The organism is Motilimonas thetidivivens, from assembly GCF_046452435.1.
GTDB lineage: Bacteria > Pseudomonadota > Gammaproteobacteria > Enterobacterales > CBDFNC01 > Motilimonas.
This window is the reverse complement of record NZ_JBKFDK010000002.1, coordinates 1-20,805: the sequence shown is the minus strand read 5'-3', so window position 1 is coordinate 20,805 and position 20,805 is coordinate 1. Positions and strand designations below refer to the sequence as shown.

The following is a 20,805-nucleotide window of genomic DNA, read 5'->3' as shown; positions in this document are numbered from 1 at the left end:
TGTCACAACTTGAACAATAAAAAACCCTGCAATGCAGGGTTCAAGTTAGTATTTTTTTGCTTCGTCAACTTAATCGTGAGCATAGCCTTGGGCTGGTAGTTCGCTACCATCAAGTACAGCTTTACCATTTTTCATGGTTAAACGGTTGTTGATAAACCATTTAACAGCTAACGGGTAAATGCGGTGCTCTTGATCTTGTACTCGAGCAGCGAGCTCTTCGGCGGTATCGTCAGTGAATACCGGCACCTTAGCTTGTAAGATTACCGGACCACCATCAAGCTCTTCGGTAACAAAGTGCACACTTGCGCCGTGCTCTTCATCGCCCGCGTCAATGGCGCGTTGATGGGTGTTTAATCCCTGATATTTAGGCAACAGTGAAGGATGGATGTTGAGCATCTTACCTTGATAATGTTGCACAAATTCAGGGGTTAAGATTCGCATAAAGCCTGCCATCACGATCAAGTCAGGATTAAGCTTATCTATCTCAGCCATCAAAGCTTGATCATAAGCACTGCGATCACTGATGCCTTTACTGGCAACGGTGATCGCCGGAATATTGGCTTCTTTTGCTCGCTCTAATCCGTACGCATCAGCTCTGTTGCTAATCACTGCGACAATTTCACCCGGCTCTTGGCCAAGGTGAACTTGGTCGATGATAGCTTGTAAATTACTGCCACTACCAGAAATGAGCACCAGTATTCTGTTACTACTCATGGTTAGCCTTAGTTAATGACGACTTGTTGCTCGCCATCGGCAGCGTTTTCGACATGACCAATTAACCAAGCGTTTTCGCCTAAGCTGGTTAATAGTTCAAGAGCTTTTTCTTTGTCTGCGTCAGCAACCGCGATTATCATGCCCACACCACAGTTGAAGGTGCGATACATTTCTTCGGTTTCAACATTGCCGTTTTCTTGTAGCCAGTTAAAGATCTCAGGCCATTGCCAGCTGCTGCCGTCGATAACGGCTTTGGTGTTAGCTGGTAGCACGCGAGGGATATTTTCCCAGAAACCACCACCCGTAATGTGTGATAGGGCGTGAACGTCTGTTTGCTTGATTAGCTCAAGTACTTGTTTAACGTAAATACGGGTTGGCTCTAGTAGGGCTTCACCTAATGTACGATCGCCAAATGGCGCGCTGGTGTCAGCACCTGAAACTTCTAAAATTTTACGAACTAATGAGTAACCGTTAGAGTGTGGGCCACTTGAACCCAGTGCGATAAGTGCATCACCAGCTGCTACTTTTGAGCCATCAATCACTTCGGCTTTTTCTACTACACCGACACAGAAACCGGCAATGTCGTAGTCTTCGCCTTCGTACATGCCTGGCATTTCAGCGGTTTCACCGCCGATAAGCGAACAATTTGATAGCTCACAACCAGCGCCAATACCGGTCACAACGGCTGCTGCAACGTCTACGTCTAGCTTGCCTGTGGCGTAGTAATCAAGGAAGAATAGTGGCTCTGCACCTTGTACGATCAAGTCGTTTACACACATAGCAACAAGGTCAATACCCACTGTGTCGTGTTTTTTTAGGTCGATAGCAAGACGCAACTTAGTGCCTACACCATCGGTACCTGCAACCAGTAATGGTTCTTTATAACCAGCAGGAATTTGACATAGCGCACCAAAACCTCCCAAGCCACCCATAACTTCAGGTCGTTTAGTTCGTTTGCTGACACCTTTAATGCGTTCTACAAGAGCGTTACCCGCGTCGATATCTACGCCAGCATCTTTATAACTCAAGGAAGTGGTTTTGTTGCTCACAGAAGTCCCTCACCCATAACCAGACAATATATAGCCAGTGACTAATGCCACTAAGCGGTAAAAATTCGCGGGTATTTTAACAGGGCTAGCCCCTGAGTAGAAATATTTCTGTGTATTAATGCGCAAAATAATAAAAATTGATCTTAGGTGGTGGCGTTTTTTGCTAGAATTGGTCGGTTTTTTGCTTTTTTATTGTGTATTGGAGTTGATTATGAAGATTCGTGAAGTTAAACACCCATTAATTCAACATAAACTAGGGTTGATGCGTGAGGCGAACATTAGCACGAAACGTTTTCGTGAATTAGCAAGGGAAGTAAGTGCATTGCTCACTTATGAAGCAACTTCTGACTTGGCATTAGAAGATGTCACCATTCAAGGCTGGGCTGAAGAAATCACGGTGCAACAGATTAAAGGCAAAAAAATCACGGTAGTGCCGATTTTGCGCGCAGGCCTAGGCATGATGGATGGCGTGCTTGAACATATGCCCAGTGCCAAAATCAGTGTAGTGGGGATTTATCGTGATGAAGAAACCTTACAACCTGTGCCTTATTTTGAAAAGCTGGTTAACCAAATTGATGACCGCTTAGCGTTAGTGGTTGATCCTATGCTGGCGACAGGTGGCTCTATGATCGCTACCCTAGATTTACTCAAAGCGAAGGGCTGCACCAACATTAAAGTGTTAGTCATAGTGGCAGCGCCCGAAGGGATCGCGGCACTTGAGCAAGCGCATCCGGATATCGAACTTTATACCGCTTCTATTGACCAAGGCTTGAATAAGCAGGGCTACATTATGCCTGGTCTTGGTGATGCCGGAGATAAAATTTTCGGTACCAAATAGGCAGGTTGATTAGTAAATGGCCACTAAGAGCCAGATCAATTTCAGGTCTTAACCTCTAATGCCCACTGCGCAGGCTAAAGTCAAACATGGCAGGTTTAGCGCAGTCTCGTTTTACACATAATATTGGGGAAGATATGAGTCAAGTTGAAGAAGCGCCGCCTGCGCAAAATATAGGGCCACAAGATCAAGTGATCACTAACGGCCCTTGGCAAACCGCACTGGCCGGATCGCAAATGTTATTTGTGGCCTTTGGAGCCTTAGTATTAATGCCGCTTATCACCGGACTTGATCCGAATGTGGCCTTATTTACGGCTGGTATAGGTACCTTATTGTTTCAGTGGGTAACCAAGCGTCAAGTACCGATCTTTTTAGCGTCGTCATTTGCTTTTGTTGCGCCTATTTTATACGGCGTACAAACGTGGGGGATAGCGGGTACCATGTCTGGCCTTATGGCTGCTGGCTTTGTCTATATGTTGATGGCCATGTTTGTCAAAGTGCGGGGCAGTGAGTTTATTCACCGTATCTTACCTCCCGTGGTGGTGGGGCCGGTGATCATGGTGATAGGTTTAGGCTTAGCGCCCGTGGCTGTGAATATGGCCATAGGTAAAACCGGCGACGGCAGCGTGGTGTTGATGGAGCAAGACACCGCGATGATTATCTCTATCTCGGCATTGCTGGTCACCTTGTTGATGTCTACCTTAGCCAAAGGTTTACTTAAATTAGTGCCAATTTTTGCTGGTGTGGTCGCAGGTTATATTCTTGCTGTGATGTTTGGCCAAGTTGACTTTACGCCAATTCAGCAAGCGGCTTGGTTTAGCATTCCCAACTTTGTGGCGCCTGAATTTAATTGGCATGCCATTATATTTATGCTGCCCGTTGCCATTGCGCCGGCGGTGGAGCATGTTGGCGATATATTAGCCATAGGTAATGTCACCAAAAAAGACTACCTGAAAAAGCCAGGCCTACATCGCACCTTGTTTGGTGACGGTATTGCTACAGCTGCTGCCTCTTGTTTTGGTGGGCCGCCAAATACAACCTATTCGGAAGTCACGGGCGCGGTGATGCTCACGCGTAACTTTAATCCGGTGACCATGACTTGGGCTGCCGTATTTGCGATTGGACTGGCTTTTATTGGTAAGTTTGGCGCTGTGCTGCAAACCGTACCGCCTGCGGTAATGGGGGGGATCATGATGCTGTTATTTGGTACAATCGCTTCTGTTGGTCTAAATACCTTAATTCGCCATCAAGTTGATTTAAGTAAAGCCCGAAACTTATGTATCGTTTCGGTGGTACTTGTTTTTGGTATCGGCGGTATGGCATTCGGTATTGGCTCATTTAGTCTACAAGGGGTGAGCTTGTGTGGTTTAGTGGCCATTGCCCTTAATTTGCTACTGCCTAAACGCTAAGCGGATAAGGCAAAAGCAATAACGTTAAGGCGGCTTGGGTGCCGCCTTTTTAATGGCTGTTATTTATATAATAGGTTAATAAAAGTGAGGAAAGAAAACGTGTTGGGTACTAGGGTTAGGGGAATGTTGAGCGCCATGGTATTGGTATTACTTGGGCTAGTTGTAACCCCTGTGATGGCGCAAAACCTTTATCAAGTGACGTTAAAGGCGTCCACTGACGAAGAAGAGGCACTCTTGGTTAACGCCTTTGAACGTATGTTGCTTAAAGTGACAGGCAGTCATCAACGTGTCGACAGAGTAATGCAATTACCTACTTTACCGCCAATGACAGATCTTATCTATCAACAAACCCGCATAGATGACACCCTACAAGTGAGCTTTAATCAGTATAAAGTGAATCAACTACTAAGTACTGCCAATATTGATGTTTGGCCCGAGCCTCGCCCTCGTGTATTGGTTTGGATTGCGCAGCAAAGTGGGCAGGACAAATCCATCATAGCTGAATATCAGCCGAATGAGTTGGTGTCAGGAATAGAAGAAGGCGCACAGCAGCGCGCGTTAACGGTCACTCTGCCTTTATTAGATTTAGATGACCTAAGTGCAATTACCTTTACCGATATTTGGGGGCGCTTTTTGCAACCTGTCGTGCAAGCCAGTCAGCGCTATCAAGTGAACTATATTGCTTTAATTAAAGCGCAGCATAACGAAAAAACGCCTGATGAAAGCCAAGTAATATGGCAATTGATAGATAACGCTGGGTTGCCCATTTTACAAGGAGAAGAACTGGGATTACTTGAAGACAGTGGTGTTGCATTAGCAAATCAACTGGCAGATTATTTTGCCGATAATTTAGCATCGCCGCCACAAGCTGAAACAGACGCAACCATCTTGGTAGACATAGATAACATCAAAGGGATGGCCGATGTCGTTTTAGTGAAGCGATATTTTGAGCAATTAACGGGGGTGCACCAAGTGACCTTGGCCGCCATGAAACCCAATGGCATGCAACTTTCCCTTAAATTACTCAGTAGCAAAGAACAGTTGATTCAATTACTGACCGAGCAAGGTCAAATTGCTTGGCAAGAAGACAGCGTACAAGATCAGCATTTAGCAGTAACCTGGCTAGGGGTTAATCAAGCAAATGAAGCGCCATGAGCGCTTTGCCGAACAAACTAGCTAATGATACACTTGGCTCACACCCCGACATTAAGATGATTGAGTGGAACAGCATAACCCTTCACAGCTTTCGCTATCGGTGCAGTTACCAGATGATGAGACCTTTGCCAGTTTTTACCCCGGTGACAATGCCCAGTTATTAACCGCCTTAAAAAATGCCGCTATTGGCCAAGGCGACGATGTGATTTTTTTGTCGGGGGCAGAGGGCTCGGGCCGCTCCCACTTGTTGCATGCCACCTGTGCAGAAGCTAACGATAGTGGCTTAGCGGCGGCGTATGTGCCATTGGATTTACATCATATGATGAATCCTGCAATGCTGGATGGCATGGAAAATATGCCGCTTATCTGCATTGACGCGCTTGAAGCTATCGCGGGCAATGGGCCATGGGAGCAAGCGCTGTTTAATCTGTATAATCGCTGCTTGGAGCAGAAAGCAGCAAATCGAGCGCGCAACTGCTTGATATTTACAGGCAATAACAGCCCCAAATACTTGAACTTATCACTCCAAGACTTAGTTTCCCGGCTCGAGTGGGGAACCAGCTATCGTATTGCCCCCCTTGACGATGAGGCTAAATTAGGTGCGCTGCAGTTAAGGGCGCAGCTACGAGGTTTTAAATTACCGGTAGAAGTAGGTCGATTCCTGCTCAATCGTTTGAGTCGAGAAATGGCTATGCTATTGAAAACGCTAGACCACTTAGATAGCGCCTCAATTGCTGCGCAGCGCAAGCTTACCATTCCTTTTGTTAAAGAAACTCTAAATCTGTAGCTTTAGCGCTACAGATTACATTAATTGCTTAACTATTGGCGTTGTTACCCTGAATCAGATATTCAGGGTAACTTTAGGCTATTTAGGTAGCTATTTAGGTAGCTATTTAGGGGATTTTGGCTGTTTGGGTTTACGGATACTTAAGCCTAACTCGCGGCCACGGTATTTAGCATAATAGACACAGCCATAAAAGAAAGTGCTGGCTAATAGCAATTCAACCACGGCGAGCCAGCGTTCATTTTCATCGGCGACTATGATGGTTAAACTATGCAAAAAATACCATAGGCTGATAAAGCTAGCCCAAGCATAAGTATAGGGATTGCCTCTTAGAATGCCGCGTAGCGGAAACAAAAGCGGCACAAACCATAGCCCTAACATTAGCCCAAGGCTGATCCCTTCTGGTGGGGGCGATAACCATAGATGCCACATCAAAACGTAGGCCATCAAACTAAAATAACCTAGTTGTGCGATTTTACGATAAGTTTGAGTTTGCATTATAAAATGTCCAACACCTGCTCAGGCGGTCGGCCAAGGGCTGCTTTATCACCTTTAATAACAATTGGACGTTCGATTAATTTCGGATTGGCGATCATCGCAGCAATCAGCTCATCTTCATTTTCCACCTCGGCCAAGCCTAATTCTTTATACAAGGTTTCTTTGGTGCGCATTAATTGTCTGGCACTGGTAAAATTAAGTTTTTGCAAAATAGTAGCGAGGGTATCAGCGCTGGGTGGGGTGGTTAAATATAAAACCACGTCAGCTTGTACACCATGTTGCTCAAGTAACGCCAGCGTTTCGCGACTCTTTGAACAACGTGGATTGTGATAAATTTGTACTTGTGACATGCTGGATCTCCATTTCAACATAATTAGCTCGGCCCCGTGTCAACCAATAGCGACAGGCCAAGACTAAATGGCTCGATTAGATAGCGCATTGTAAACCCAAAGCGCGCTAAGATGCGAGAAGGCTTTACTGAATGTGGTCAACCTTAGGTTAAACAAAGATGAAATTACGTGTCACGTTTCTGTCCTTATTTTTGCTGTTAGCTGGATGCGGCCAAGCAGAATTGACTTTGGCAACCGGAGCAAGCGCTAACTTAAAAGATTATCAAGGTCAGTGGTTATGGGTGAATTACTATGCCGATTGGTGCAAACCTTGTATCAAGGAATTACCTGAATTGGACAAGTTTGATCAGTCGTCAGACCAGCATACCGTTCTTGCCATTAGTTTTGATGATTTACCCTTAGCGCAGTTACAGACTAGCTGGCAAAAGTGGCAGGTATCTTTTGATTTCGCCAGAGTAGAGCGAGAAGACTTTAGGTTAGCGCGCCCTAAGGTTCTACCAACAACCTATTTGCTTAATCCTCAAGGTGAGCTGGTGGCTACCTTAATTGGCGAGCAAAGCCAAGCTAGCTTGTTACAAGCTTGGCAACAAGCCCAGTCTAATTAAACCTTAACCATTAAGCTCTTCTAGCCAAGCTTGAGAAAGTTTAAATTGCTCAATTTTGGCTTCAATGCGAGCCCGCTCTAGGGTGTTGTCGGTTTCTGCTAGCGCGCTACCGAGCTCGCGTATTCCTCTTTTATAATCACCATGTAAGGCTAAGTATTCGGCTCGGGCTTGATAGGCTTGGCTAAGATTGCCAAGGCCTTGGTAAACCTGGATAGCCATCGACCAAGCAAGAGCATTATTTGGCTTTTGGCGCAAAAAGCTATCAACCACTTTGGCGGCAGCTTGGTAGTTTTTTTGTTCCATATACGCATTGATCAGGTTAATGGCAACCACGGCATTGGTTGGCATCTGTTGATAAAAGGTATTAAGGCGGGCGATGGCTTGGTCATAGTTTTTTTGCGCCAAATCGAGATCGGTTTTGACATCAAGGTAAAACAAATTACGCCCATCATTTTGAATTAGCTGGTCGATGATAATGTGTGCATCTTGATAGCGCTCTAACTGCAATAAAGCCAGCGCTTTGCCGTATAACGCCGCTTCTTTCACCGAGTAATTTTGACTCTTCAGCTGATTGTCATAATGGCTTAAGCTGCCTTCGGCGCTGCGATTAGAATAGCGGGTTTCAATCCTGGCTTTGGCTAAATGAAAATCTAAGCTTGGCTTGATCGTTACTTTGGGTAATTGTGCTGCGCGGCTGCGAGATTCTGCCACACGAGTATCCGGCAGTGGGTGAGTTAATAACATTTGCGGTGGCGTGCTAGCGTAGCGGTATTGGGCTGATAATTTTCCAAAAAAGCCCGCCATTTCTCTAGGATCATAACCACTGCGGCTCAGTGTATAGATGCCAATACGGTCGGCCTCAAATTCATGGGTGCGCGTGTAGTTGATACTGGCTTGCATATTAGCGGCAAGGCTGGTTTGCAGCATCGCCATCCCCGCTTCAGGAGAAACTAAGGTTAGCAATAAAGAGCCTGCTAAGGCCGCCAAGGTGGCCGGATTGCTGCGCGACTGCGCTTCCATCATTCGCGCAAGATGGCGCTGTGTGACGTGGGCGATTTCGTGGGCGACCACAGAGGCAAGTTGGCTTTCGTTATCGGCGTAAAGAAATAGCCCAGTGTGAATTTTTATATAGCCGCCAAAAAACGCCGCTGCGTTAATTTCATCGTCCTTGATTAGGAAAAAATGAAAAGGGAACTTCACTGAGTCGGCATTGGCCACTAAGTTATGACCTAACTCACTGATATATTCGACTAAGACGGGATCATCAATAACAGGCAAGCCACCACGCAGCATCACACTGAAGGCTTTGCCATATTCCTTCTCTTTATCTATGGTTAAGGCGCTAGCACCTGCGGTGCCGATTTCGGGCAAGTTAGCAAAGCAAGATGCGCTGCCGACAAGCATTAATAGGCCAAAGAGAAAAGCACGAAAAGCTGAAATAAAAAACACAAAAGCATCTCATTTAGGACGATTTTAGCAGCATAAACGCTCAAGCTAGGTTGGCGCAAGGTTCCCTTGGTAAAACTAAGTAAATAATTAAATCGTCAAATCCGCTGGTTAATGTTGTGTTGTATTTTGAATAGCTTGATAATCCTCAGTCGGTGTAATAATAGGTAAGTGGTCAATGACTCATTTGGACTGTCAGGGGATGCAATGCCCTATGCCATTGATTAAAATGCGGCAATGGTTAGCTCAAGCAATTTACCCTGCACAATTGAGGCTCGTGCTCGATGACACCGGTTCGAAGCAAGATATACCACGTTATTTAGACAAACATAAAATACCTTATGAAATATGCGAAGCATCAGCCAACAAGCTGACATTGGTGATATCAAGTAAGTAAGTTAATCAGTTTTTATAGGAGCCATTCGCGATATGTTTGATGTTTTCTCTCGTTGGTACAAAGATAGGTTTTCCGACCCTCATGCGGTTACCTTAGGTATCTTATTGTTGTTTGGCTTTGGCATTATTTACTTTTTTGGCTCCTTATTAGCGCCATTGTTAGCCGCGATTGTCATTGCTTACTTGCTCGACTGGCCAGTCAATTCCTTGCAAAAATACGGCATTAACCGTACCGGCGCGGTGATCTTCGTGATGTTGGGTTTTGTTGGGGTTGCGGTATTAGCCGTGCTTGGATTATTACCCACGGTATTTAAGCAAGGTGCCAACTTTGTTCGTGAGTTACCCTATATGCTTAATCAGGCGCAAGGCTATTTGCTCACCTTACCTGAGCAATACCCTGAAATGATTGATGCCGAGATGGTGTCGACCTTAATGGATAATGTGCGTAACAAGCTAATTAGCAGTGGTGAGGCCATTGTGTCATTCTCTTTAGGCTCACTGATTAATATCGCGGCTCTGCTGATTTACTGTATTTTAGTGCCCTTATTGGTCTTTTTTATGCTTAAAGACAAAGTGGTATTGATGCAAAGCGTGACGCGTTTCTTACCCGAAAATCGTCAACTTGCTGGCCAAGTTTGGACCGAAATGAACAGCCAAATTATTAACTATATCCGCGGTAAGGTGGTTGAAATCCTCATAGTAGGGATTGTTAGCTATGTGGTGTTTGCGGTGTTAGATCTGCGTTACTCAGCGCTACTGGCGGTGTTAGTTGGCTTGTCTGTACTGATCCCCTTCATTGGCGCTGCTGCGGTCACGGTGCCAGTTGCATTGGTGGGCATGTTTCAGTGGGGGTTTACTTCTGATTTTTGGTATTTAATGATTGCCTACGGCGTGATCCAAGCCCTCGACGGTAATGTTTTGGTGCCTGTATTATTCTCTGAAGCGGTTAATTTACACCCAGTCTCTATCATTGTGGCGGTGCTTGTATTTGGCGGGATCTGGGGCTTTTGGGGGATCTTTTTTGCTATTCCACTGGCGACCTTAGTTAAAGCCGTGGTCAATGCATGGCCTTCTGATAAGGCGACTCAACAAGCCGCCTAGTTTAGGGCATCACATGACTCAGTAGCGAAAGTGCACGAGGTGACAGTGCATGATGCAAAGAGAAGGGGGAGGTTAGAAATAACCTTCCCTTTTTTTCTTCTCCATAGAGCTTGATTGATCTCTGTCTAACATGCGGCCTTGGCGCTCACTGGTACGGGCAATGAGCAGCTCATGGATAATATCTTTGACGCTTTGAGCATCGCTTTCGACCGCTCCAGATTGCGGATAACAGCCAAGGGTACGAAAGCGTATATTGCGCATTTTTAAGCTTTGCTGCTCTTGCGGCGTTAAAAACGCCAGCATACGGTCATCGTCCAGTGCAAAAACTTGCTGACTTTCTTGGCAGCGCCAGCTCATTCTGGAGGCTGAAAAATACAAGGGAACAATCTCTATTCCTTCTAGCTCGATGTAACTCCAAACATCTAATTCGGTCCAGTTTGATAATGGAAATACCCGCACTGATTCGCCTAAACCAAGCTGGGTATTGTAGTTTTTCCAAAGCTCTGGTCGCTGTGCTTTCGGATCCCAGCTTTGAAATTGATTACGCACCGAAAAAATTCGCTCCTTGGCTCTCGATTTCTCCTCATCGCGCCTTGCTCCGCCCAAGGCGGCATCAAATTTTAGCCGCTCCAATGCTTGCTTTAATGCTTGGGTTTTCATTTGGTCATTGTATTTAACCGAGCCAGAAGTAATGGGATGGACTCCCTTGGCTAACGCTTCATGATTAATATGCACATCGATATCTAATTGAAATTTGTCTGCAATTTTGTCGCGAAACTGTGCCATTTCGGCAAATTCCCAAGTGGTATCCACATGCAGTAACTTAATCGGGATAGGCGCAGGCCAAAATGCCTTACGCGCAAGGTGAAGCAAAACGGTCGAGTCTTTGCCGATAGAATAAAAAAGTCCGGGGCGTTCAAAGCAAGCAGCTACTTCCCGAATAATATGAATGGCTTCTGCTTCAAGAGCCTTAATGTGAGTGAGGCGATTCACGGTCATGATTAATCCTATCGTTTAGTTAAACTCAAATTGCGGTGCATGCTGACCAAAACATTGTGGATAGAATTGTCGATTAAGTAAAATAGATAAATATTCACAAACCGTTTCGTTATACAGAACGGTTTGAACATACAATGGATAATCGTTTCGTATTTTATGCGAGGCTCTTACTTCTTTTTAAGATCAAGGCAAGTGATATCAATAATGGCGAAATGACTTAATAGAGTGGCAAGACGTGAAATAGAACAAGGCTTAGCTAAGCCAAATGATGAGGGGGATATTGCTAGGTGTATTAAAAGGGTAACCCGAGGATAACCAGATGCCCGGGTTACCCTCGGCTGGCATTACTGACTTAAGTAATCCATGACCACCTGATGGTGATCTTTGGTTTTAAACTTGGTAAATACATGTTCAATCACGCCTTGCTCATCAATTAAAAAGCTCAAGCGGTGAATGCCGTCATATTCCTTGCCCATGAACTTCTTAGGTCCCCAAACCCCGAAAGCATCGGCGACTTGATGATCTTCATCAGCAAGTAAGTCGAAGTTAAGATTATCGCGCTCAACAAACTTGGCTAGGCGCTTGACCGGATCAGGACTTATCCCTAACACCACTAAATTTAGATCTTGTAACTCGGCTTTGCTGTCACGTAAACCACAGGCTTGAGTGGTACAACCGGGTGTCATGGCTTTAGGGTAAAAATAGACTAATACCTTTTTACCTGCTAAGTCAGCCAAACTGATAGTGTTGTCTAGTTGGTTTTTTAGGCTGAAAGCGGGGGCTTTATCACCTGCTTGAAGTGTTTGCATGGGGACTCCGTGAAATTAAGTAAACCAATGGAATACAGTTTTAATGCTACATTGGATCACATTATTGTTGTGAATTCTACTTTTCCACTCGGTTAGGAAAATAAAACAGTCCGAAACCGCCAGTGAATATGGTATCTTTGGCCTAAATTTGCCAAATGATTACAAGCGCAGAACAACAAAAAACGCTTGTTGGAAAAGAACCAAGTAACTTATGCTCCTGATACCACCTCAACGGGTCAAGCTGTGACATTAAGGTGTTGGTTATTTTATACACTGTTGACAGCTGCAAGCTGAATATAAGTGATCCTAATTGGCCCTCATGCTTGTTTTTAATGAGTTGGAAAAGTACCATAATTCGCTCGATTATTAGGGAGATGTCTAGATGCTGACGGGTAGTATTGTTGCTTTAATTACACCTATGGATAATAGCGGTGAAATTGATTTTCAGGCGCTGAAGAGTTTAGTGGAATACCACGTTGAAGCAGGCACTTCTGCCATCGTCTCAATGGGGACAACCGGTGAGTCAGCAACCTTAAATGTCGACGACCACGTTAAAGTGGTGATGAAAACATTAGAGTATGCAGCAGGTCGCATTCCAATTATTGCGGGTAACGGGGCTAACTCAACTTCTGAAGCCATCACCTTTAGCAAACTATTTCAAAATACTGGCCTTGCGGCAGGCTTAAATGTAACGCCTTACTACAATAAACCAACTCAAGAAGGTTTATATCAGCATTATAAGGCCATAGCTGAATCCTCATCATTGCCACAAATTTTGTACAATGTACCAGGGCGTACCGCAGTGGATATGCTGCCAGAAACCGTGGCGCGTTTAGCTAAAATTGAAAACATCATAGGTATTAAGGAAGCAACCGGTGATCTGCAGCGTTTAGCCGATATCAAAGCCTTAGTTGATGACAGCTTTGCCCTTTACAGCGGTGATGATGCGACAGGATTGGACTTTATGCTTCAAGGCGGTCATGGCGTGATTTCCGTAACCACTAACCTTGCTGCTAAACAAATGGCAACCATGTGTGACTTAGTGGCGCAAGGTAATGCAGATGCCGCACAAGAAATTAATCAAAAGCTGATGCCGGTACATCAAAAGCTATTCGTTGAAGCCAACCCGATTCCGGTAAAATGGGCTGCTCAGCGTATGGGCCTTATTCCTAATGGAACCTTGCGTTTACCATTAACAACGCTTTCTGAGCCGCAGCAACCGATTGTGGCAACAGCATTACAACAAGCTGGACTCATAGATTAGGGTAATTATTGCGTGTTAAATAGACAAAAAATATTAGTTGGTGGGGTCTTGTTAGCGATCTTGGCTGGGTGTAGTAGCCCTGAGTCACGTAAGCAAGCCGTCAATGACTTCGATTATTTGGATGCCTCCCTTGCCACACCCCTTTCAACGGAAGGAGTGGGTGAATTGGAGCAAGATCCAACCTATAAAATTCCTGCATTGGGTACAAATGCCTCTGGCGAATATCTTGGGAAAAAAGTAGACGTACGTTCGCCTAGCCAAGTTCTGCCAGTACTCCAAGGTACGTATGTTGATGAATCCAGTGATAAGGTAACCGTTACCTTTACCGAAGCGATTCGCGGCGGCACGATGAAGGACGATGTTTGGACCTTAATGCTGAATTTCCTTGCTCAACAAAACGTAGCGACAGTATCGCTCGATAAAGGGCGAGGGGAGCTGGTATCTGATTACTTTACTTTCGAAGAAACGTTTGGCTCGTTCTGGAATAAAACTCGCTTTCGCTCCAAAGAGCAATATAAGTTTTACCTCAAAGAATCTAGCTCTTCACGCAGTGCCAGCTTAGCGGTTGAATTACTTGACGTGACCGAATCCATTGATGGTGACGTGAATAAAGGGCCGCTTACCGTTGCGGAAAAAAACCGTTACGAAACCAACATGATCAACCGACTATTAGTGTTCGCACTTGCCGAGCATCAACGTTTGGTTGGCGCTTCGCAAAGCGTCGATAACCGAGTGCCGATTGAGCTAGGTTTTGATGCCAATGGTTTACCTGCGTGGGTGACAACGGTCAGCTACGACAAAGTATGGCAAAAATTGCCATTGGCACTGGGCGCACTCAACTTTGAGGAAGAAGCCAGCAACAAAACCCTTGGTTTTTATCGTATGAGCTTTAAGCAACCCTCTGAGAGTTTCTGGAAAGAGCAAGGTGTTCGTCGCTTCGATCTAGACAGAGGTGACTACATTTTCCAACTTGGTCAGTCTCAAGATGGGCAAACACTTGTGACAATCTTCGACAAAGATAAAAAACCTTTGTCGGTGCAACAGGTGAGCAGTATGTATCTAAGTATTGCAGACCTAATGCAAAAGCAAATGCAAGTGGAAGCAAAATAACCACCCGGGCGCGAATTAATCGCGCCCTTTTTAATGAACAATACTAGCTGTATTTCAGTTATTGCTATTTAAGAAGGCGAATAATAATGAGTCTTGCTGACAAGGTTTTAGCAGTCAATAATGATCTTCCTATCCGTACCGACAAGCCTGTTCACAGTGGTAAGGTACGCTCCGTTTATTGGCTAACCGAAGCCGATAGTCGTCGCTTGATTGCTGAGAAAAACTACGATGTTGCACCGGATACGCCATTGGCCATTATGGTTATCAGCGACCGCATCTCAGCATTTGATTGCATTTGGCACGGTGAAGGTGACATGAATGGCGTACCAGGTAAAGGTGCGGCGCTTAACGCTATTTCAAACAACTGGTTCCGCCTGTTTAAAGAGCAAGGCCTAGCGGACAGCCATATTCTTGACATTCCACATCCATTTGTTTGGATTGTTCAAAAAGCGCGCCCAGTGATGATTGAAGCGATTTGTCGCCAATATATCACGGGCTCAATGTGGCGCGCCTACGAAAAGGGCGAGCGTGAATTTTGTGGTATTCAACTACCAGACGGTTTAAGCAAAGATCAAAAATTGCCTGAGCTATTAATTACTCCTTCTACCAAAGGGATATTACGTGGTATTCCAGGCGTGCCGGAAGCGGATGACGTGAATGTTACCCGTAAAAATATTGAAGATAACTTTGCTGCATTTAACTTCACTAAAGCGCAAGACATCGATCTATACGAGAAGCTATTAAAAGAAGGCTTTGGTGTGATCAGTGAGGCTTTGGCTAATATTGGCCAGATGTTTGTCGATACTAAGTTTGAATTTGGTTACGTTACCGATAAAAACGGCCAAGAGAAACTAATCTACATGGATGAAGTGGGTACTCCCGATTCATCACGCATCTGGGATGCCGCAGAGTTTGCCAAAGGTAACGTGATTGAAAACTCAAAAGAGCAATTCCGTCAATTACTGCTCAACCACTTCCCTGATCCCGACATCCTGCTAAATAAAGATCGCATGCCAGAGCGTGAAGCCCTAGCGCGTGATAATGCGCTTCCAGAAGCCGTGCTAATGAAGGTATCGGAAATCTATTTAGGCGTTGCTGAGAAGATCACAGGTGAGAAAATTACCCTATCGGATAACCCTAAAGCAGAAATCATCCAGATCTTACGTGATGAATACCAATTAATCGCTGACTAAGCTAATTGGTTATACTGCTAACTGAATAATTAAAAGCCAAACACTTGTTTGGCTTTTTTGATCTCTGCTCCCCATAACTGCGAGTTAACTTGAACCTACGGGGCTATAGCTAGTAATACGTTTCACTTCATAAGCCTAAACCCAATCAGCTTGTGAGCCTGTTGCTAATTCGCTCAAAGCGTTGGCGACGGTGTAGACAGTTCGATATATGATGACATGACATTTAAATGGATTCCCAATCTGACGATATATAAACAAGTTAGGAATACAAGGAGAACCCATGCCAATGCAATCAGGAAAATAATTATGAACAATTTAATGATTTTTATCTTCAGTGTTTTTCTGATTGCATTATTAACTTTTCATTTTATGTCTAATGCCAATAATATTACGCCTTCGTCCTCGGTGAGGGATTCACTAGGTTACATTGATACTCCTTTTAAAAAGGAAGATACAAAAACTGTCGTTGAGTTTGAAGTCACTCAAGGGCAGTCATTTTGGTCTATTATTGTGATTCCTATCACTGGAGCTCGTTTTGAGTTAATTGCAGCAGATGGAACTGTTGTTTTTGACAATCAGCACAATGACATAAAGGTGGTCCATGGTTCGGACATGCGAGATGGATTAGCGGGTGTAAGATATGATTTACCATTAATAGATGTAGCCAACAGGACTGGTACTTGGCAGTTTGTTGTTCAGTATGATTCCCCTGGCTATGATTCAATGATTGTCACTCAAATTTTCAAACAGATGACAGTTGATGCGAAGGTGACTATTCCTGGCAACCTCGCTGTTGTAGGAGATTTAATGGCTCCTTCAGTGATCGTGAAAGCAAATGGTGAAGGGATTCCTAATGCCGATGTATCATTCTTACTCACTTACCCTGATGGGAGTACACTGACAGTTGCTGGTTACGATAATGGTTTAGGTTTTGATGGTGCAGCTGGTGATGGTGTGTATAGTAGTGTTTCGACCTATCCTTACCAGCAACTAGGCGAGCATTTGATAGAAGCGAAAGTGACAGCACAGCATCTAGGTTATGAATATCAAACCCAAGCTGCTAAGAATATCGTTGTGACTGAACAACTTGCTATAGTTAACAAAACAGAGGTAATGATACCGCAAGATTCTTGTGCTGAAGAGGTTATATTAAAGGCAAATATAACAGTAAAAAAATCAGGTAACTATAGCATATATAACTCATTAAAAGGTTCTTTAGATAACCGGTTTGGTATTAGAGTTATTCAAAAAATGGACTTATCGCAAGGTGAACATGATATTGAATTATTTTATTCTAAGGAGGCGTTGATAAAGAGGTTCTCGCAACAGGAAATAATCTCATTCTCTCCACTACTTATTGAAATCATAGATCTTGATAGAGCAGGTACCCCTGGGTTTAATTCTGTGGTTAATCCACGTGCAGCCATAGCAGATAAGTTTTATTTAAAAGAGAGCGGCTTCTGTCGGGTGAATATTTAAAACTTAACATAGTTTGCATACATAAAAATAGCTGGACAACCACTATTGTATAATGTTCGCTTAACAAAAAACGAGGCAGCTTTCAGTAATACGATCATGAATTACTTAGAAGAATGTCCTCGCTTTATGCTTTAACGTGGCTGTTGCTAAATCACCATAAAAAACTGCACTAATATAATTTTCAATATCGTACCTACGCCAGGGAAAATCATTGCGTAACAAATTTCGGGCCGGCCTGTTGGGGCGAGTTGATTACCGTAGGCAAGGATAGCGGGGTTACCGGTTGCACCAGATGCGATTCCGAGTAACTCATCAAATTTAATCTTGAAAATGAAATGCCCCAATAAGATAACGGCCAGCACGACAACTGCAAGCTCAATGATCCCTGCAAAGAATATGCTTAGTCCTGCGCCTGCGATGTTGTCTACAAATGGTGCTCCTGAGGATATACCAACACTGGCCAAGAACAAGGTTAGGCCAAAATTGCGCAATAAAGTATTCGCAACTATCGGCATACTCCAATTTAACGGACCAAGGCGGCCAACATAGCCAAGTACCAATGACATAATTAATACACCGCCGGCTATTCCAAATTTAACTACACCTACACCTGGTATCGGAAAAGGGATTAAGCCAATCATAGCACCAACAGCAATGCCTAAGCCCATGGCCACGAAACTGTGTTGAAACTCAGCATTAATAGAATCACCAAACAGCTTCCTTATCTGCTCCTTTTTACTTGGTTCAACCAAAATACCCAGTTGATCACCATACTCCAGCTCCAAGTCAGGTTTAGCAAGTAGGTCGTTATCGCCTCGGCGAACCTGAATAATTTCTACGGAAATATCTTTGGGTAAGGCAATATCACGCAACTTTACGCCAATGAGTTGCTCCTTTGAGACAAACATGCGCACGTAGTCGAGGTTGTGTCGATCTTGGGTAGCGTTGTCACTGTCGGTAGCTTGTAGCATGGAAATATGTTCAGGGTAACCGGCGATCAAGAGCATGTCGTTGGCGTCAATCTGCAGATCATTTGCTGGGAGCAGGTTTTCCTCGTTGCGCCTGATTGCAAGCAAATTTACTTGCTTGGGAAGTTGTTGCATTACCTTATCAACTGTTAGCCCTGTGAAATTCCGGGTAGTTGCATTCAGCTCACCGGTGGCCAATCGCTTAGGTGGCTGTACATCTATATTTGGTTTAAATACGCGCAATGCTAAGTAGAAAAATATCATTGGGCCGAACACACCAAAGGGATATGCAATCGCATAAGCAACAGCGGGGCTATTATTTCCTGAAACATCAATAGCCGCCTGCAAGCTTGCTGTACTGGTCAAAGAGCCCGCAAACATACCTGCGGCAAAATCCGATGAAAAATGCATCGTTTGGCTAAGTAAGACAGCGGTTCCAAAACCAGCCAAAACGGCGATAGCTGCTAATAAATTAGCTTTGATACCAAATGAACTCGCTAATCCAGAAAAAAAGTGTCTACCGTATTGAATTCCAATGCCGTAAAGAAACAGCACTAGCCCCATTAGTCCAAGCAATCCCGGTGGGGTAGCATTAGGTGCAATAGCGCCGAAAGCTAAACCGACAAAAAGGACGGCGCCAATGCCAAGCGAAAAACCACCAATATTAATCTTACCGACGGCATAGCCAATGCCAATGACCAAAAAGAGTGTAATAAATGGCTGAGAATTCAAAAAGTGCGCAATAGTTTCAATCATTTAAAACTGATCCTTTCCCTTGTATTTTGTTGCAATCATAACAGTAAAAGGTGAAAAATGATTAAAATTTTATTGTGAAAAGTCTGTTACCTTGCCAGTAACCGATGTTTTTTAGCCAAATAATTTAGGCGGGAGTCCTTGATTTGTCTTAAACACTAACTGCAAGTTCTGGGTAACTCCCACGCTCGTGCCTTAGATATACAATGTGCTTTAAATGAGGAATTACATTTGGTGGTTCATTTTCTGCATTTCTAAACTTTACCACCAGATATTCCTCTTCAATTGTAATTGGCTCAACGTAGTCTGCTAGGGCTTCAGCCGCCTCGGACAATATTGCCCATTGCGACTCTTTCGCAATGTCAGAACCAAAAACACAGCGCCACTTAATTGTATTTCCAACCATTTCTATAGAAACAGCTCTAAGTCCACGAGTAACGCATCCGAGTAGTGCCCTTTGCGCAGATAACCTAAGATCTTCGTTCATACTTTGCTTTAACTTAACCCTTTGTTATTTTTGATTTTCTGTATTTATTTAGCAGCCAACAAATACATAATTTCGAAAAAACTACGTTTAAACCAAAACCTAACCCAGTCATTAAAATAGTCACAATATTTCTACCGACAATACCACAAACACTATTAGCAAACTCGCCTACTTCTATCGCAAGCAGCGTCCAAGGCATTGCCAAAATAAGGAAAAAAAACTCGGGATATTAAAATTCGTACTCAAGTTCCAATTTAAATATCTAGCTAAGTGCCAAAACAAGCCATATAAAACTGGAATGCTAAAAACACATACTTAGTTTTCACTTAAACTCCAGTAACACATAACGCTTTGTTATACGCTTACTGACCGCCCCATTCTTTGTGCCAATAGCTTGCAGTATCGGAAGTGCTCTTAATAATTTTATCCATGGTGGGCTCTGACGGCCATATTTGGATCAAGTGCTTCTGTCCCTTAACTGGGGCTTCCCAATCATCGTCATCACCGTAATCCGCGCCCATGGCGATAATGCAATAGCGAACACCATAATTCCCTTCTGGAAGGTCAATAGGGTAAATTTCTTCGCAACCCCATTCACATAAGGCCACAGGAGTTTTATTTCTTTTGAAAGACACTTCAACAATTTCTTCGAAGGCGTCATCTATTGTTGGTTCAGACGAATATAGTTTGATCTCAACTGATGCTGTTCCATTTTGGATGCCTGTGACGAAGAACAATTTACCTGATTGTGAAGCACCACAGATTCCATTCTGTTGATCTTTGAAAGCGACTTCTGGGTCTAAGTAGTCATCTTCATCATCAAGCTCGGGGATATCAATGTAAAATTGTCCGTACTCAATTGCGATATTTCCTGAATAAAGTGTCTTGATATCTTGATCTAGCATGATTTTTCCTTTCACGTATAAAGCCTTTAGCACAGACGAGCGATAGCGAGGCGTGGCCGCGATAAACACCTTCTGAATTTAGAAGATTAAGAGCCATTCCTGCTATTTTTCAAGCCATATTGGGTTCGATATCTGCCATTTCATTGCCAAACACTTCAAAGCCAGTAATAGTTTCAATTTCTTTTAACTTAGCTGATTTATCTCTTAGTTTGCTGGGGAAGGCTTCATTGGCCCATCTCCACATCCAGGTGTAAGTCCTAGTATTGAAGCTGCCTATAGGAATAATCTTGGCTTTGACTTTATCGTCTTTTAGAAGGTAAATTTTTTCTTTTTCAAAGACATGCTGAAATCTATCGAACGATCCAAAACCGAACTCATCGATCCGGCTCTGTTGCTTCCTTTCTAAGGCATCGAAACAATAATCTATGTATTGTTGAAATTCGTCGTCATTCATCCATTTTACTCATAACACCTTATTCGACCCCATACCGAGGTA

At 43.9% G+C, this 20,805-nt stretch carries 22 protein-coding genes; 11 read left to right on the top strand and 11 right to left on the bottom strand.

From position 1 onward, the window contains the following. Positions 1-69: 69 nt before the first annotated feature. Positions 70-714, bottom strand: a complete 645-nt coding sequence (gene purN / locus ACK8OT_RS02275) for a phosphoribosylglycinamide formyltransferase (RefSeq protein ID WP_410194883.1) — start codon at positions 712-714, stop codon at positions 70-72. Positions 715-722: 8 nt separating this feature from the next. Then, on the bottom strand, positions 723-1,763 hold the full coding sequence (gene purM, locus ACK8OT_RS02270; protein WP_410194882.1) for a phosphoribosylformylglycinamidine cyclo-ligase: 1,041 nt from the start codon (positions 1,761-1,763) through the stop codon (positions 723-725). A 211-nt stretch (positions 1,764-1,974) separates the two neighbouring features. On the opposite strand from purM, the gene upp reads away from it, so the two are divergent. The 4 genes from upp to hda all read left to right on the top strand — a co-directional run bounded on the left by upp (position 1,975) and on the right by hda (position 5,949). Then, positions 1,975-2,601: a uracil phosphoribosyltransferase gene (gene upp / locus ACK8OT_RS02265; RefSeq protein WP_410194881.1), complete on the top strand. Its 627-nt coding sequence runs from the start codon at positions 1,975-1,977 to the stop codon at positions 2,599-2,601. Between the two features lie 134 nt (positions 2,602-2,735). After that, positions 2,736-4,007, top strand: a complete 1,272-nt coding sequence (locus tag ACK8OT_RS02260; RefSeq protein WP_410194880.1) for a uracil-xanthine permease family protein — start codon at positions 2,736-2,738, stop codon at positions 4,005-4,007. Between the two features lie 123 nt (positions 4,008-4,130). Then, positions 4,131-5,162 carry a DUF2066 domain-containing protein gene (locus tag ACK8OT_RS02255; RefSeq protein ID WP_410194879.1) on the top strand — a complete coding sequence of 344 codons (1,032 nt, stop codon included), beginning with the start codon at positions 4,131-4,133 and terminating at the stop codon, positions 5,160-5,162. Positions 5,163-5,226: 64 nt separating this feature from the next. Then, the gene (hda, locus tag ACK8OT_RS02250) at positions 5,227-5,949 is read left to right on the top strand and encodes a DnaA inactivator Hda (protein ID WP_410194878.1); all 723 of its coding nucleotides are present in this window, start codon (positions 5,227-5,229) and stop codon (positions 5,947-5,949) included. Positions 5,950-6,051: 102 nt separating this feature from the next. Here hda and ACK8OT_RS02245 read toward each other — a convergent pair whose 3' ends face one another. Then, entirely contained in the window at positions 6,052-6,444 is a 393-nt protein-coding gene (locus ACK8OT_RS02245; RefSeq protein ID WP_410194877.1) for a DUF2069 domain-containing protein, read from the bottom strand. Further along, a complete protein-coding gene (arsC, locus tag ACK8OT_RS02240) occupies positions 6,444-6,794 on the bottom strand; it encodes an arsenate reductase (glutaredoxin) (RefSeq protein WP_410194876.1) in 351 nt (116 codons plus the stop codon). Before arsC ends, ACK8OT_RS02245 begins: the two co-directional genes overlap by 1 nt. A gap of 158 nt (positions 6,795-6,952) precedes the next feature. Between arsC and ACK8OT_RS02235 the strand changes: the two genes are divergently transcribed. Beyond that, positions 6,953-7,399 carry a TlpA family protein disulfide reductase gene (locus ACK8OT_RS02235; protein WP_410194875.1) on the top strand — a complete coding sequence of 149 codons (447 nt, stop codon included), beginning with the start codon at positions 6,953-6,955 and terminating at the stop codon, positions 7,397-7,399. Between the two features lie 3 nt (positions 7,400-7,402). Here ACK8OT_RS02235 and bepA read toward each other — a convergent pair whose 3' ends face one another. Continuing rightward, positions 7,403-8,848 (bottom strand): beta-barrel assembly-enhancing protease, encoded by a 1,446-nt coding sequence (gene bepA / locus ACK8OT_RS02230; RefSeq protein ID WP_410194874.1) that lies wholly within the window; start codon positions 8,846-8,848, stop codon positions 7,403-7,405. Positions 8,849-9,023: 175 nt separating this feature from the next. Here bepA and ACK8OT_RS02225 point away from each other — a divergent pair, with 175 nt between their 5' ends. Next, a complete protein-coding gene (locus ACK8OT_RS02225; protein WP_410194873.1) occupies positions 9,024-9,242 on the top strand; it encodes a sulfurtransferase TusA family protein in 219 nt (72 codons plus the stop codon). A gap of 32 nt (positions 9,243-9,274) precedes the next feature. Then, a complete protein-coding gene (locus ACK8OT_RS02220; RefSeq protein WP_410194872.1) occupies positions 9,275-10,342 on the top strand; it encodes an AI-2E family transporter in 1,068 nt (355 codons plus the stop codon). 72 nt (positions 10,343-10,414) lie between these two features. Here the strand turns inward: ACK8OT_RS02220 and cysD are convergent, their stop codons facing one another. Continuing rightward, the gene (cysD, locus tag ACK8OT_RS02215; RefSeq protein WP_410194871.1) at positions 10,415-11,341 is read right to left on the bottom strand and encodes a sulfate adenylyltransferase subunit CysD; all 927 of its coding nucleotides are present in this window, start codon (positions 11,339-11,341) and stop codon (positions 10,415-10,417) included. Positions 11,342-11,685: 344 nt separating this feature from the next. Beyond that, the gene (gene bcp / locus ACK8OT_RS02210) at positions 11,686-12,150 is read right to left on the bottom strand and encodes a thioredoxin-dependent thiol peroxidase (protein WP_410194870.1); all 465 of its coding nucleotides are present in this window, start codon (positions 12,148-12,150) and stop codon (positions 11,686-11,688) included. Between the two features lie 382 nt (positions 12,151-12,532). On the opposite strand from bcp, the gene dapA reads away from it, so the two are divergent. From dapA to ACK8OT_RS02190, 4 genes are all read left to right on the top strand, one after another. Continuing rightward, positions 12,533-13,414, top strand: coding sequence for a 4-hydroxy-tetrahydrodipicolinate synthase (gene dapA / locus ACK8OT_RS02205; RefSeq protein WP_410194869.1), 882 nt, complete (start codon positions 12,533-12,535; stop codon positions 13,412-13,414). A gap of 12 nt (positions 13,415-13,426) precedes the next feature. Then, on the top strand, positions 13,427-14,524 hold the full coding sequence (gene bamC / locus ACK8OT_RS02200) for an NlpB/DapX family lipoprotein (RefSeq protein WP_410194868.1): 1,098 nt from the start codon (positions 13,427-13,429) through the stop codon (positions 14,522-14,524). A gap of 86 nt (positions 14,525-14,610) precedes the next feature. Beyond that, on the top strand, positions 14,611-15,717 hold the full coding sequence (locus ACK8OT_RS02195; protein ID WP_410194867.1) for a phosphoribosylaminoimidazolesuccinocarboxamide synthase: 1,107 nt from the start codon (positions 14,611-14,613) through the stop codon (positions 15,715-15,717). A gap of 306 nt (positions 15,718-16,023) precedes the next feature. Next, positions 16,024-17,196, top strand: a complete 1,173-nt coding sequence (locus ACK8OT_RS02190) for a choice-of-anchor X domain-containing protein (protein ID WP_410194866.1) — start codon at positions 16,024-16,026, stop codon at positions 17,194-17,196. 146 nt (positions 17,197-17,342) lie between these two features. On the opposite strand, the gene ACK8OT_RS02185 is transcribed toward ACK8OT_RS02190, so the two are convergent. The 4 genes from ACK8OT_RS02185 to ACK8OT_RS02170 all read right to left on the bottom strand — a co-directional run bounded on the left by ACK8OT_RS02185 (position 17,343) and on the right by ACK8OT_RS02170 (position 20,763). Beyond that, a complete protein-coding gene (locus ACK8OT_RS02185) occupies positions 17,343-18,920 on the bottom strand; it encodes an aspartate:alanine exchanger family transporter (protein WP_410194865.1) in 1,578 nt (525 codons plus the stop codon). 148 nt (positions 18,921-19,068) lie between these two features. Next, complete coding sequence (locus ACK8OT_RS02180; RefSeq protein WP_410194864.1) at positions 19,069-19,404, bottom strand: MafI2 family immunity protein; 336 nt, start codon at positions 19,402-19,404, stop codon at positions 19,069-19,071. A 362-nt stretch (positions 19,405-19,766) separates the two neighbouring features. After that, on the bottom strand, positions 19,767-20,309 hold the full coding sequence (locus ACK8OT_RS02175) for a hypothetical protein (protein WP_410194863.1): 543 nt from the start codon (positions 20,307-20,309) through the stop codon (positions 19,767-19,769). A 109-nt stretch (positions 20,310-20,418) separates the two neighbouring features. Continuing rightward, positions 20,419-20,763, bottom strand: coding sequence for a DUF6882 domain-containing protein (locus tag ACK8OT_RS02170; RefSeq protein WP_410194862.1), 345 nt, complete (start codon positions 20,761-20,763; stop codon positions 20,419-20,421). Positions 20,764-20,805: the final 42 nt, after the last annotated feature.